Origin of the sequence: Thalassococcus sp. BH17M4-6, assembly GCF_049323015.1 — a bacterium.
In the GTDB taxonomy this organism is placed as follows: domain Bacteria; phylum Pseudomonadota; class Alphaproteobacteria; order Rhodobacterales; family Rhodobacteraceae; genus Puniceibacterium.
On sequence record NZ_JBMPGU010000003.1, the window covers coordinates 268532 to 282297 of the forward strand.

General features: G+C 65.5%; 12 protein-coding genes. 3 read left to right on the plus strand and 9 right to left on the minus strand.

Going from position 1 to position 13766, the window contains the following annotated elements:
• Positions 1-28: 28 nt before the first annotated feature.
• From ACOXXX_RS06140 to ACOXXX_RS06165, 6 genes are all read right to left on the minus strand, one after another.
• A complete protein-coding gene (locus ACOXXX_RS06140; RefSeq protein WP_422825673.1) occupies positions 29-1360 on the minus strand; it encodes a sigma-54-dependent transcriptional regulator in 1332 nt (443 codons plus the stop codon).
• Entirely contained in the window at positions 1357-3096 is a 1740-nt protein-coding gene (locus ACOXXX_RS06145) for a sensor histidine kinase (RefSeq protein ID WP_422825674.1), read from the minus strand. The genes ACOXXX_RS06140 and ACOXXX_RS06145 overlap by 4 nt, the downstream gene beginning before the upstream one ends.
• A gap of 4 nt (positions 3097-3100) precedes the next feature.
• Positions 3101-5101: a TRAP transporter permease gene (locus ACOXXX_RS06150; protein ID WP_422825675.1), complete on the minus strand. Its 2001-nt coding sequence runs from the start codon at positions 5099-5101 to the stop codon at positions 3101-3103.
• Positions 5098-5583: a DUF1850 domain-containing protein gene (locus ACOXXX_RS06155; protein WP_422825676.1), complete on the minus strand. Its 486-nt coding sequence runs from the start codon at positions 5581-5583 to the stop codon at positions 5098-5100. Before ACOXXX_RS06155 ends, ACOXXX_RS06150 begins: the two co-directional genes overlap by 4 nt.
• The gene (locus tag ACOXXX_RS06160) at positions 5580-6566 is read right to left on the minus strand and encodes a TAXI family TRAP transporter solute-binding subunit (protein WP_422825677.1); all 987 of its coding nucleotides are present in this window, start codon (positions 6564-6566) and stop codon (positions 5580-5582) included. The genes ACOXXX_RS06155 and ACOXXX_RS06160 overlap by 4 nt, the downstream gene beginning before the upstream one ends.
• Positions 6567-6778: 212 nt before the next feature.
• Positions 6779-7489: a FadR/GntR family transcriptional regulator gene (locus ACOXXX_RS06165; RefSeq protein WP_422825678.1), complete on the minus strand. Its 711-nt coding sequence runs from the start codon at positions 7487-7489 to the stop codon at positions 6779-6781.
• Between the two features lie 195 nt (positions 7490-7684).
• Between ACOXXX_RS06165 and ACOXXX_RS06170 the strand changes: the two genes are divergently transcribed.
• The 3 genes from ACOXXX_RS06170 to ACOXXX_RS06180 are packed head-to-tail and all read left to right on the plus strand — an operon-like array spanning position 7685 to position 10616.
• Positions 7685-8881, plus strand: a complete 1197-nt coding sequence (locus ACOXXX_RS06170) for a mandelate racemase/muconate lactonizing enzyme family protein (RefSeq protein ID WP_422825679.1) — start codon at positions 7685-7687, stop codon at positions 8879-8881.
• Positions 8878-9645: an SDR family oxidoreductase gene (locus ACOXXX_RS06175; RefSeq protein ID WP_422825680.1), complete on the plus strand. Its 768-nt coding sequence runs from the start codon at positions 8878-8880 to the stop codon at positions 9643-9645. Before ACOXXX_RS06170 ends, ACOXXX_RS06175 begins: the two co-directional genes overlap by 4 nt.
• Positions 9646-9647: 2 nt before the next feature.
• The gene (locus ACOXXX_RS06180) at positions 9648-10616 is read left to right on the plus strand and encodes a 2-hydroxyacid dehydrogenase (RefSeq protein WP_422825681.1); all 969 of its coding nucleotides are present in this window, start codon (positions 9648-9650) and stop codon (positions 10614-10616) included.
• Between the two features lie 84 nt (positions 10617-10700).
• Here the strand turns inward: ACOXXX_RS06180 and ACOXXX_RS06185 are convergent, their stop codons facing one another.
• From ACOXXX_RS06185 to ACOXXX_RS06195, 3 genes are read right to left on the minus strand one after another with little or no spacing between them, the layout of a single operon-like run.
• A complete protein-coding gene (locus tag ACOXXX_RS06185; protein ID WP_422825682.1) occupies positions 10701-10997 on the minus strand; it encodes a hypothetical protein in 297 nt (98 codons plus the stop codon).
• Between the two features lie 2 nt (positions 10998-10999).
• On the minus strand, positions 11000-12265 hold the full coding sequence (locus ACOXXX_RS06190) for an O-antigen ligase domain-containing protein (protein WP_422825683.1): 1266 nt from the start codon (positions 12263-12265) through the stop codon (positions 11000-11002).
• The gene (locus tag ACOXXX_RS06195; protein ID WP_422825684.1) at positions 12262-13707 is read right to left on the minus strand and encodes a GumC family protein; all 1446 of its coding nucleotides are present in this window, start codon (positions 13705-13707) and stop codon (positions 12262-12264) included. The genes ACOXXX_RS06190 and ACOXXX_RS06195 overlap by 4 nt, the downstream gene beginning before the upstream one ends.
• Positions 13708-13766 lie beyond the last annotated feature (59 nt).

Below are 13766 nucleotides of genomic sequence, written 5' to 3' on the forward strand. Positions count from 1 at the left end.
CGACGACCCACGAGACGGGGTCACAGCGTCAGTCTGGGTCGTGGGATTTTCGCGCCGTGTCCGAAGAGATCGCGTATCGGCGCATCTTGTCGTTCAGCGTGCGTCGCGGAAGCCCAAGCGTCTTGGCCGCGCGCAGGGTGTTGCCTGCGTGCGCATCCAGAACCGCGGAAATTTCGCGCGCTTCGAATGCGGCCACGCGATCGGCAAGCGTCATCGGGGTCGACCCGGCCGCACCACTCCCCTCAAACTCCGCCAACCCAAGCGCAAAGGCCTCAGCACTCGTCTTGAGCTCGCGGACATTGCCGCTCCAGGCCTGGCGCTTGAGCTTCTGCGACAGCGCCCAGGGCACCTTCGGGTCCGGGCGGCCATAGCGGCGGGCGGCCAGCTGGGCGTAATGGGCAAAGATCAGCGGGATGTCCTCGCCCGCTTCGTGCAGGGTCGGCGTCGTCAGTTCTGACCCGGCCAGCCGAAAAAACAGATCCGGGCGGAAGGTGTCGAGCAGTCGCAGATTGGTTTTGGTCGTCGCGATCACCCGCACATCCAAGGGCCGCGCGACAGTGTCCCCCAGCCGTTCGAAACTGCGCTCTTGCAATACCCGCAAGAGCTTGGCCTGAATGGCCACAGGCATGGTTTCGACCTCGTCCAGCATCAGCGTGCCGCCATGCGCCGCCTCCAACTTGCCCGCGCGGCCTTCGGCATCATGGGCCAAAGCCCCTTCGCCGTGGCCGAACAGGATCGTTTCTGCCATGCTTTCCGGCAGGGCCGCGCAATTGAGCGCGACGAACGGCCCCTTCGCCCGCGCGCTTGCGGCATGGATGGCCCGTGCAGCCAGTTCCTTGCCGGTGCCCGTCTCGCCGGTGATGAGCACGTCAAGATCGACCGAGGCCAGAACCGCGATGCGCTTGCGGAACTGCTGCATCGCGCGGGACCGGCCAAGGATGCCGCTGTCGGCGCGTTCGGCCAGAACCTGCTGCAGGCGGGCCAACTCGTTGCGCGCGGCCTGCGCCTCCAGCGTGCGCCGGACGACCGCCAACAGATGCGTTGAGTCGTAGGGTTTTTCGAGGAAATCCTCGGCCCCTGCACGAATGGCCTCGACCGCGTGGCCGACATCGCCGTGGCCGGTCAGCAGCACGACGGGCACGTGATGCTTCTGCGCCCGAAGCGCCTTGAGAAACGCAATTCCGTCCATGCCGGGCATGCGCAGATCGGTGATGACAAGATCGGGCTGGTCCGGCATCGCCGCCAGCGCGGCCGCTGCCGTGTCGAACGTCCGAACGCGGTATCCCGAGGCGTCGATCAGATCGGCCAGCGCCGACAGGTGATCGTCGTCGTCGTCGACAATGAAGATGCAGGGGGTCATGCAGCCTCGGCCCCCTTCGCGGCGGCCAGCGGCAGGGTGACGGTGACCCGTGTGCCCTGACCGGCGGCGGAGCTGATGTCGAGGCTGCCGTGGAAATCCGACAGGATCGCCTTGCAGATGGCAAGGCCCAGACCAAGACTTTCGCCGGTCACCTTGGTCGAAAAGAAGGGTTCGGTGACATTGGCCAGGTCCGCCTCGGCGATGCCCTTGCCGGTGTCGGTCACGCTGAGCCGGGCCGAACCGTCATCGGTTGTCAGGGTGACGGTGATCCGTGCGTCGGGCCTGTCTGCCACCGCATCGAGTGCATTCAACAGCAGGTTGGCCACGACCTGTTCGATCCTGACGGTGCCCGCCATCACCTCGATCCGTTCCTCTGGCGCCTGGAATACCGGCACCACACCGACGGCGCGCGCCCGCGGCGCGACCAGTTCGAGCGCCGAGGCGACCGGCACGGCAAGGTCGATCAGCGACCGTTCCGCCACGTCCTTGCGCGCAAAGCTCTTGAGGTGTTTGGTCGTGCGCTGCATCCGCCGGATCATCCCCCGCGCCTTGTCCAGGCGGGTCGCCGTGGCGGTATCGTCCTTGTCGAGCCCCAGTTCCGCCGCCGACAGCGTCGCCTCCATCGCGGCAAGGGGTTGGCTGATCTCATGCACGATGGCCGCTGACATCCGGCCCAGGGCGGCCATCTTTTCGGTATGCACCAGCGCCTCTTGCGTGGCGCGCAGGTCGACTTCGACCTGTTTGCGCGCCTCCACCTCGCGCGCGAGGTCGGCGGTGCGGGCGCGGACCATGGATTCCAGCTTTTCCGACTGCGACAGGCGCAGCGCGATGATCTGACGGCGCTGGTCCCAGGCCTTGAACGCGCCGATCAGCGCCAGTGTCGCAAGCGCGCCCAGCACCGCCGCGCCCACCGACACAAGCTGCAGCCCGGCTGTGGACCGGGCGGCGATCACCTGCCAGCCGGTCGAGGGCATCGTGGCGATACGCCCGATCCAGCCGTCACCTGTGGCGTCGCTCTGCTGCGGCGCATCGGTCAGAAGCGGCGCCGAGGTGGCGAGCTCCGCGCCCTCGTAGGCGCGCGTGGCGTCGAGTGTCTCGAGCACTTCGGGACCAAGCCGCGTCAGCGCGCGGTATTCCCAGTCGGGCCGCGCTGACAGGAACACCACGCCGTTCTCATCGGCAAGGGCAACGTCGGCATCGGCCGTGCGCCAGATTTCCTGCAAAGGGCGCAGATCCATCTTGACCACAAGCACACCGCGCAGGCCGCCCGCGTCGATCCGCGTCGCCAGGAAATACCCCGGCACGCCGGTGGTCACGCCGATGCCATAGAACTGGCCCTGGCCAAGCGCCATCGCCTGCTGAAAATAGGGGCGAAAGCCGTAGTTCTGCCCGACAAAGCTGCCCGGGCGGTTCCAGTTCGACGCCGCGATGGTCTCTCCCCCAGCATCGATCAGGTACAGATCCCCCGCCTGGGCATGCACCGCGACCGTTTCGAGATAGCTATTCGCCGCTTGCAGCGAACCGGTTCCGGCCAGCGCATCGCGCACCCGCACGTCTTCGGCCGCGACCGAGGGGAGCGAGCGTAGCCGCTCCACCTCTGCCTCGACGGCGCGTTCGGTCAGAAGCAGCGTCTGGTCCAGTTGCGTGCGGGCCGCGCCCAGGGCGAGGTTCTGCGCGATGGCCCAGACCAGCACCCCGACAAGGCCCGCAAGAAAAAGCGGCCGGACCAGCGTCATGCGCTCAGCCGTCCTGCGCCCAGGGCGGGCCGCCGGGCAGATCCCGTTCGCGTCGCGCCTGCAGCCAATTCAGCCCCAACAGGACCACGACAAGCGCAAAACCCGCAGCCTCGACCGCAAGGTCGGGCCAGAACAGGGCCACCACGCCCGGAACCAGCAGCACCCGCATCCAGATCGCCATGGGCCGCCACAGGAACCCCTCGAGCACCGCCGCAAAGGCCATCAGCCCAAGGATCGCAATCGCGCCGCTCCACAGCACCATCGGCATGGGGCCACCGAGGATGATCTCTTCGTTGAACACCATGAAGAGCGGGATGAGATAAAGGCCCTTGGCGTATTTCCATGCCTGAACGCTCGTCTCCATCGGTTTCGACCCCGCGATCGCGGCACCGGCAAAGCCGGCAAGCGCCACGGGCGGTGTCACGTTGCTGTCCTGTGAATACCAGAACACGACCAGATGCGCGATCAAGAGCGGAATGCCGAATTGTTCGGTCAGCGCCGGGCCCACGAGGATGATCAGCACGATATAGGCCGCCGTCACCGGCAGGCCCATGCCCAGCACCAGGCTGGCGAGCAATACGAGGATCAGCGCCAGAACGATGTTGCCGCCCGAAAACGCGATCATCATGGCCGAGAATTTCAGCCCCAGGCCCGTCAGGCCCACGACCCCCACGATGATGCCCGCGACCGCGCAGGCCACCGACACCGCGACCGCGTTGCGCGCGCCCAAGTCGAGCGCTTCGAGCGTCAGCGCGAGGCCGCGTTTGCACAGTGCCACGAACCCCTCGAGGGTCGGGCCCGAGGTGGCAAAGCTCCACAGCGCCCGGGCCGAGGCGGCGGTGATGATTGACAGGATCGCGTAAAAGCCCACCCGCATCGGCGAATAGCCCGCGACCAGAAGCGCCACCAGCGCGACGAGCGGCAGCAGGAAATGCCAGCCTTCGGCCAGAACCTTGCGCGTGTCGGGCAGATCTTCGGCCGCAAGCCCCGTCATGCCCTGCTTGACGGCTGCGATATGCACCAGCAGGTATACCGTGCCGAAGTAAAGCACCGCCGGAAAGATCGAGATCAGAACGATATCGACATAGGGAATGCGGGTGAATTCGCTCATCAGAAAGGCCCCTGCCCCCATCAGCGGCGGCATGATCTGCCCGCCGGTCGAGGCAGCGGCCTCGATCCCGCCGGCCTGTGCGGGGCGGTAGCCGAGCTTTTTCATCAGGGGAATAGTGAAGGCGCCAGTGGTCACGACGTTGGCGATGGCCGAGCCCGAGATCGAGCCCATCCCCGCGCTGGCGATGACGGCGGCCTTGGCCGGGCCGCCGCGCTGCTTGCCCGCCGCGGCATAGGCCAGGTCGATAAAGAACTTGCCCGCGCCGGTGACTTCCAGAAAGGCGCCGAAGAGCACGAAGATGAACACAAAGGTGGCGGCCACGCCCAGCGGAATGCCGAAGATCCCTTCGGCGCCCAGGGTCATCTGGCTGGCCAGCCGGTCCAGCGAATAGCCACGGTGGTTCAGGATGCCGGGCATCCAGTCGGCCAGAAACGGCAGTTCGCCCCGGTTGCCCGCAAAGGCATAGACCAGGAAGAACGACCCGATCAGCGTCATGCCAAGGCCAACGGCCCGCCGCGCCGCTTCGAGCACGACGATGATCGTCACGACCCCCATGACGATGTCGATGGTCCGGGGAAAGATCTGGTTGGCGATGATGTCGATGTTCAGCGGCACCCAGGCGCCGGCAGCGATGCTCATCACGATCAGGACGGCGTCGATGATCCACCCCGTCACACCGCGCGCGCGGTGCCGTCCGAAGGCCGGATAGATCAGGAAACACAGAACCAGGACAAAGCCCAGGTGTATGGGCCGCTGGAAGAACAGCCCCAGCGGCTGCACCCCCGCCGTGTAAAGCTGAAAGAGCGAAAGCGCGATCCCGATGACGGTGATGACGCGCACAACCATCCTTGGCTGCTCGATCGGGACAAAGGGATCTTCCGTGGTCGAAGTCATTGGTCCTTATTCCTTTTCAGAGCGATCCGCACCCTCTGGTGCGGCGCGACCGCTGACAGGGAGACAATGCTGTCTCCGAGCTGCAAGCGGTGGTTTACGGGGCCGGCACCGGGACGCAGAACATAGGCATTGCCCGGGACCGGCTCATTGATGTCGAGGATGAAATAGCCGCCGTTTCCATCCGTCACCTGCCGCCCGCGTCCGGGAATGTGATCCAGACCCGCGGCGAAATCGGGAAGATGCGCGTAAACCAGGACCATCCGGCCCGCCCGGTTTTCGTAACAGTCGGAAACCGGAAAGCCCTTGACCGAATGGTTCCAGAGCACGCACCACCCGGTGCCCTCCGGCACGTCAAGGCGGGCGATCTCGGTACCAGTTTCGGTGGTGGCCGTCAGCGCATTGGCCCCCGCCGAGAAAGGCAGCAGCAGGAAAAAGAGAAGAGGGAGCAAGGCGGCTCCCCCTTCGCGGATCCGGGCCGTCACGGGCGCAGTTTGTCCGGAACGGTGGCGCCGATCTCTTCGTAATAGCGGATCGCGCCGGGGTGCAGCGGGACAGGAGTTGCCGACATGGAAAACTCCACGGTCGTCTCGCGCGCCGCGGGGTGCACCGCCTGCAGTTCGGCAATGTTCTCGAACATCGCCTTGGTGATGTTGTAGGCCACGTCATCTTCCATCTCGGACGACACGGTCAGCACGTTCGGAATGCCCAGAACGGTGATGTCTTCGTCAACGCCGGTATAGCTGCCGCCCGCAAGCGTCGTCTTGGCAAAGGTGCCGTCCGCGGCCATGGCCGCGTCCAGTTCGGCCTCGGTCAGGGCGATGATCACGATGTCCTGCGTGGTTGCGAGGTTCAGGATCGACGAGGTGGGCGCGCCCACGGACCAGAACCCGGCGTCGATATCGCCGTTCGACAGCGCGTCGGCGGTTTCGTTGAAGTTCAGGCGCTGTTCTTCGATGTCGTCGTAGCTGATGCCGTTGGCTTCGAGGATCGCATTGGTGTTGACCTCTGTGCCCGAGCCCGGGGCGCCGATGGACACGCGCTTGCCGCGCAGATCCTCGAGCGATGTGATGCCCGAGCTTTCGAGCGCCACGATATGCACCATGTTGGCGTAAAGCGATGCCAGGCCACGCACCATCGGCAATTGCTGACCTTCAAAGCGCCCGGTGCCGGAATAGGCCTGCGCCACGGTGTCGGCCAGGCCAATGGCCAGATCCGCGTCACCCCGGGCAATGAGACCCATGTTTTCGACCGACGCGCCGGTGACTTCCGCCGTGGCGGAATAGCCGTCGATGTGGTTGTTGATGATCTCGGCCAGACCGCCGCCCATCGGGTAGTAGACGCCGCCGGTGCCACCGGTCGCGATCGACAGCTGGCTTTGCGCCATCGCGGGCGCGCCAAAGCTGATGGCCACGGCAACAGCGGGTCCAAGCAGGCCAAAGGTCCTGCGGGTTACAGATTTCTTCATAGTCGTCCTCCCTTATCGGGCAAGGTGCCCATAACTTTCCCGACTCCTCTTCGAGATGCGGGGAAGACTACCGATGCGCGGAACGCCCGTCGGCCCTGAACTGGTGAGGGCGCGCAGTTTCGTGGCAGGACATCGCCAGCCCCGGGGCAGATATTCGCCAGACGGGTCCCGGCTTTTTGGATAAGTACCTGCCGGCCAGGAAACCGCGCGCCTCAGGTGACACCGGCACGCAGCAGCACGCTGACCGCGCTGTCGAAATGCTCGGACATGGCAGCTTCGGCGCGGCTGGCATCCTGCGCGGTGATCGCGGTGGCGATGCGTTCGTGGCACTTGATATTATCGCGGCGGTTCTGATGCGTCGCGCGCGAACGCCAGCCGATGGCCCAGGTCTGGCGCGTGATGATCCAGAAACTGTCGACCATCATCGCGTACAGATGATTGCCAGAGGCTTTGGCGATCAGGGAATGAAAACGGATGTCCAGTTCCATCAGTTCCGAATGTCCGCCGTCGAGAGCAGTCAACATGCGGGCGGTGATGTCCAGAAGCTCCTTTGCCTCGGCGTCGCTGCGGCGGATCGCGGCAAGGCCCACGGTGCGCATCTCCAGTGTCCGGCGCACATCCAGAACCTGCTGGATGCTCATCCCCCTGCTGTAGGTCGCATGATCCAGCACCAGACTCAGGGCAGAGGCGTCGGGTAGGGCCACCCGCGCCTTGCGCGATCCCCCGATGTCGAGAATCCGCAGCGTCGCAAGGCCACGCAGCGCCTCGCGCGTCACCGGGCGGGACACGCCCAGATGGTCTGCCAAGGCAGCCTCTGACGGCAGCGCGTCGCCGGGCCGCAACCCTTGGGCGCGGATCAGATCGCGAATGCCGGTCATCGCCAGTTCCGCCAGCCCGGGCACGCTGGATATCGGTTTTGTCACGGGCTGCTCCATGTCCAGATTGAGGCGCGCCCTTCCACCCGAGGGCGCAAAGGACGGTTCTATGTCAATCTGAAGAAAAATTGTCTGACAATCCAGAAAAAATTGTCACAATACGTGGTTGCGGCCTTGCTTGGCAGTTAGGGTCCGCCTCAAACCGCCACCGGCCTGACCGGACGTGCAGGGAGGATATCCGACGTGAAGATCACTGCCATCCGCACCTTCCGGGCAGAAGAATTCGCCAACGTTCTTTGGGTTCATGTGGAAACCGATGCCGGGATCACCGGTCTTGGCGAAACCTTCTACGGGGCCGCAGCCTGCGAGGCGCATATCCATAACACGCTGGCCGTGCGGCTCTTGGGCCAGAACCCGCTGAACATCGAGGCGCTGCACAGGGAAATGGTCAGCCTGCCCAATGCGCAGGCCAGCACCGGCGTGGAATACCGCGCGGCCTCGGCCCTCGACATCGCGCTGTGGGACATTTTCGGCAAGGTTGCGGGGCAGCCGGTGCATGTGATGCTGGGCGGGCAGTCTTGGGATAAAATCCGCGTCTACAACACCTGTGCGGGCACGCGTTATGTGCGCACCAACCAGATCAAACCCGTGGACACGTGGAACCGGGATGAGGGGCGTTATGAAGACCTTGACGCTTTCATGACCGACGCGGGCGCGCTGGCCGAGGATCTGCTGGAGAGCGGCATTGGCGCGATGAAGATCTGGCCCTTCGATCCGCCCGCAATCGAGAACAAGGGCATGTTCATCACCGCAGAACAGATGAAAGCGGCGGTGAAACCGTTCGAACAGATCCGCAAGGCCGTCGGCGACCGGATGGAGATCATGGTCGAACTGCATTGCCTGTGGAACCTGCCGGTGGCCAAGGACATCGCCCGCGTGCTCGAAGACTACGCCCCGCGCTGGTACGAAGATCCGATCCGCATGAACAACGCGCAGGCGCTGGCGGAATTCGCCGCCTCAACCTCGGTCTGGACCTGCGCGTCGGAAACGCTGGGTTCGCGCTTTGCCTACAAGGAGTTTCTTGACCGGGACGCCGCGCATGTGGTCATGGCCGACCTGTGCTGGACCGGCGGGTTGACCGAGGGGCGCAAGATCGCCGCCATGGCCGACACCTACCACCGCCCCTTCGCGCCGCATGACTGCATCGGCCCGGTGGGCTTTGCCGCTGCGATCCATATGTCGTTCAGCCAGCCCAACACGCTGATCCAGGAATCGGTGCGTGCCTTCTACAACGGCTGGTATCGCGAACTGGTGACAGAGGTGCCGCGCATCGAGGGCGGATATGTCTACCCGATGGACGGCCCCGGGCTGGGCACCGAGCTGCGCCCCGAGTTCTTCGAGCGCAGCGACCTGACAACACGCATATCGGAGGTTTCATGAGCCATCCCCTGTTCGATCTGACCGGGCGCACCGCCCTCGTCACCGGTTCCTCCCGTGGGCTTGGCCGCGCTTTTGCCGAAGGGCTGGCGCAGGCAGGCGCCCGCATCGTCCTCAATGGCGTAAACGCAGACCGGCTTGAGACCGCCGCGCAGCAAATGCGCGACCAGGGTTTTGACGTGCTGACCGCCGCCTTCGACGTGGCGGATGAAGCGGCGATCGTCGCGGCCTTCGACGCGCTGGATGCGGAGGGTGTCGACGTCGATATCCTTGTCAACAACGCGGGCATACAGTTCCGCAAGCCGATGCTGGAGCTGGAGACCGACGACTGGCGCCGTGTCATCGACATCAACCTGACCGCCGCGTTCGTGGTCGGGCGTGAGGCCGCGAAACGCATGGCCAAGCGGGGCAAAGGCAAGGTCATCAACATCGGCTCGTTGACCTCGGAACTGGCCCGCGCCACGGTCGCGCCCTACACGGTCGCCAAGGGCGGCATCAAGATGCTGACCAAGGCAATGGCCGCCGAATGGGGCGAAAAAGGCATTCAGGCCAACGCCATCGGTCCGGGGTACATGGTCACCGACATGAACGAGGCGCTGCTGTCGAACCCCGAGTTCGACGCCTGGGTCAAGGGCCGCACGCCGATGTGCTGCTGGGGTCTGCCAGAAGAGCTGGCGGGCACCTGCATCTACCTGGCCTCGGATGCGTCCAACTATGTCTCGGGCCAGATCATCTATGCCGATGGCGGCATGATTTCGGTGCTGTGACCATGATGAAGATCGTCTTTTACGGCACCAACGCCGCCGCTTTTGAGAAGGGCCTGTCAGAGCAACTGGACATGCCGCATCGGATCACCGTGATCTCGGACGCCGCGGATGCTCCGGGCGAGGCAGAAGCGCTGGCCAGCGCAGACGTGGTCGTGGGCGTGCATTACACGGGCACGGGCGTGCAAAACGCGCGGCTTTTCCAACTGCCTGCCGCCGGTTATGACAAGGTCGACCTCGACGCTCTGCCCGGCGGTTGCGCCGTCTGCAACGCCTTTGGGCACGAAAACGCCATCGCGGAATACGTCATGGCGGCACTGCTGTCGCGGCACGTGCCGCTGGCGGATGCGGATGCCCGGCTGCGGCAGGGCGACTGGCATTACTGGGCGGGCGGCAAGGACGGCTTGCGCACCGAAATGGGCCAGCAAAGCATCGGCATCGTCGGGCACGGCCATATCGGCCAGGCGGTCAAGCAGCGCGCGCTGGCCTTCGGCATGAAAGTGCATGTCGCCAACCGCTCGCCCGTCGAAAGCCCTTGGGTCACGGTTCATCAACTGGAGGGGCTGGCCGAAATGGCCGGTAATGTGGATGTGCTGATCAATACGCTGCCGCTGACGGACAGCACCGAAGGTCTGATCGGGGCAGAGGTGCTTGCCGCGATGCGCGACGGCGCGGTCGTCATGAATGTGGGACGCGGCCCCGTGATCGACGAAGATGCGCTTTTCGTCGCGCTGAAAGTTGGCCGCCTGAACGCGATCCTGGATACCTGGTATGTCTATCCGTCGAAGGACGATCCGAACCCGCGCCCATCAAGGCACCCGTTCCATGAACTGCCCAACGTCACCCTCACCCCGCATATGTCGGGCTGGACCACGGGCACGATCGCCCGTCGGACCGCCACCGTGGCCGACAACGTGAACCGGCTGGCGCGGGGCGAGGATTTGATCAACGTGATCAGGAAGCCGCGGCCCTGACGCCCCGCATCGCCCGCCGGGCGTTCCGCGCCAGCAGCGGCATGACCGGCGCCTTGCCAAGCCGGAAGGACGTCCAGGCCCGGCTTACCGCGACTCCGTCGATCCGTCATCGACAAAGATGAATTCAAAGGTCGCGTCCTGCACACCGACAGTCGTGGCGTGCAGGCGGAACAGCACCTCGTCCAGCACGCTTTCCTCGCTCAGACAGGGGATCACGATGCTCACGACGGCGGTCTTGGCCACCGCGCGTGCCGCCCGGTCGTGCCGTCCTTCAGGGGCAGGTGCCCAATCGCGAAATTCGGAATTCAACGGCTGATCCTGCTGCTCCGGCTTCGCTCCGCCAAGGTTCTGCGGGAAGCCGGGGCCGGTCCGGTTGGGCACCGTCAGGGCGCCGCTTCCCGTGACATTTCGCGCAAGTGAACACCCAACAGCACGAGCCCGGGCCACAGCATGTAGGCCTCGATCTCGAGGTTTTCGCCGAACGACAACAGGATGATCGTCATCAGGATCCCCATCGGCAGCCGCCCGCGCGGGTGGCGCGCGGCATCGGCCATGACCACCAGCGTGTGAAGCGCGAGGGGCACCAGAAGTGCTGCGAACCCCACCAATCCCTTGACGAAGAGCAGCCCGTACCACGTGTGATGCGAGCCGATCGGCATGTATTCCACCGCGTGCGATCCGGGGTGCACGGTGCCGTGGCCGAACCACACCGCCTCGTTCTGCCAGCGCTCGGACGCGATGCGCTGCAGCGTTGCGCGCACGCGGGTGCTGTCGGCGCGCGCGCCCTTGAAGGTCGAGACGGCATCCTGCGCGAGCGCGATCAGCGTTGTGCCCAGCACCGCCATGGATGCGGTCAGCGCGGCGGTCGCCTGCCAGGCCCAGCCGCGCAGGATCAGGGGCATCAGGCGCGGTGTGATCGTGCAGGCGACAAGGCCCACAAGCCCCATGCGGGATTTCGATGCGAGGATCATGAGGATGCCCGCGCCGACACCCGCAAGCATCCATTTCCGGTCTTTCTCCTCCAGCGCGAAAAGCACCATGACGACGCCCAGCAGGGCGGCGAAGGGCGACCAGGGGGCGTAGAACTGCCACCGCGGCGTCCAGCTGGCCGGATCGAAGGTGAAGAGGTAGACGCTGAAATACTCTGGCCCCGGCCCGCCGATGGCTTTGAACGGCGAGGTGAAGATGCGTTCGGGCAGGCCGATATACGGGGCAACCAGCAACAAGGGTGCGAGCGCCAGCGTCCAGGCCCCGATCACGCATTGTCCGCGAATGAGGATCGACCGGCGGATCGGCAGAACCGCCCCCACCAGCGGAAACAGCGCCAGCAGGGCCCAGCCCTTGGCCCAGCCGATCGAGGATTTGATCGTCTGCTTGAGCCCCAGCCCCCAGTCGAGATGCCCAACCCAAAGCGCCACCAGCATCACGCACATGCCCAGGATCCAGAGCCAGATCAGCGGCGGCACCGAACCTGTGGCGCGCAGGTCGTGCCGAATCGCCGGGCCAAGGTAGAGCGACAGCGCCGCCATCCCGCCCAGGATCCAGGCCAGCACCGGGCCGACCACGTAAAGCGCGCCGATGGCGTAGAACGGCCATGTCCAGACCATGGCCTTGTAGGCCATGCGCTCTGCCGGGTTCTGCGGGATCATGCCGGGTCTTTCGGCGCGTTGATCAGCCGCCCGATGACGGCAGAGCGCATCCAGCCCAGCAAAAGGCCCAGCATCATCATCATCGTCGCCGCCCCGCCCGCCGCGATGGCCAGCTTGCGGTTGGGCGACGAGGGCCGGTCCGGCAGCGACGGATTTTCCAGCACCTGCACCAATGGATAAGAGGCGTAGACATCCGATTTCGTGGACTGGGTGCGGGCGATGGCACTGGCAAAGACGGCCTCTGCCACGGTGAAGTCGCGCTGCAGATCCTGCAACCGCGCGGCCGGCCCGGCCAGCGCCTGCTGACGTGCGCGTTCCTCCGCCAGCCGCGCCGACAGAGTCTCGTGCTCGCGTGCGGCCCCTGCGCGTTCGGCATCCATCCGCACCAGCTCCGCCAGCAGATCGGCGCGGGCGCCTTCGGGCGCCAGGTCGAGCTTTTGCAACTGGCCCGGGGTCAAGCCGGTCACGGCCTCGGCCCGCAGTAGCGCGGCGCCCGTGGCACCGGCATGGGCGGCGCGGGCGGCTTGCACCTTGGGATGCCCCTCTCCGAATTGCGATCGCGCCTTGGCAAGGTCGGCGGCATGCAGCGCGACCTCCTCCATCAAAGCGGCGTATTCGGCATCGGCAAAAAGCTTGAGCGTCGCGGCGGCCGCATCTGCCGGAATGCCGAGGCTTGCCTCGAGCGCGGCAACGCTTTGGGTCTTGTCCTGCAGGGCCGCCGCTAGGTCCTGAACGCGGCTGTCCAAAAGCCGCGTCGCCTCGACAATCGCGTCGTACTGGTCCGCTGAGACAAGCCCGGTTTCCTCTTGCAGCCGGGCAATGTCGGACCGGGTCGAGGCGACGGAGTTGCGATAGTCCGCGATGGCCGCCAGGCCGCTGTCCTCGCGGGTGGCCTGTTCATCGGCGCGCAACGCGTCAAGCTCGGCGAAAAAGGCCTCCAGCAGCGCTTCCCCACGGGCCTGCGCCTCTTCAGCGGTGCCGCCGGTGATTTCAAGGTGGATGAGGCTGGTCTGGTCCACGAGGTCGATCCGCGGTTTTCCAAAGGCTTTCCTGTCCAGCCCCATCGACCGTGCCGCCGCTTCGAGGATGCGGTCGGCCCCGATCAGCCGCTTGTAGGTCTCGGTCGGGCTGACGGAATTGCTGGAAAATGCCGAGTTGGCATAGGAAGACGCCTGCCCGATCCCATTGAGGTTCATCGAGGCTGACGCCCCCGATCCCGGCAGGATCAGCGAGGTGCCGGATTTGAACGTCAGCGGTGCCGTGCGCAGATAGCCGGTGATCGGCGCCCAGATCAGCGTACCGCCGACCAGCGCGAACGCCAGGTAGCGCGGAAAACGGCCCAGGTCGCCGATCCGCCCGCCCATCAGGATGCGGCGGAACGACAGGCGGCGCGTGCGGCGGGCAGGGGCGGTCCGGGTCGGAAAGGTCTCTTGCAGGGTCATCGGGCATCTCCTTTGCCCGTACCCTTATCGTGTTCGTCCTTGCCTGACCGCTGCGCGCA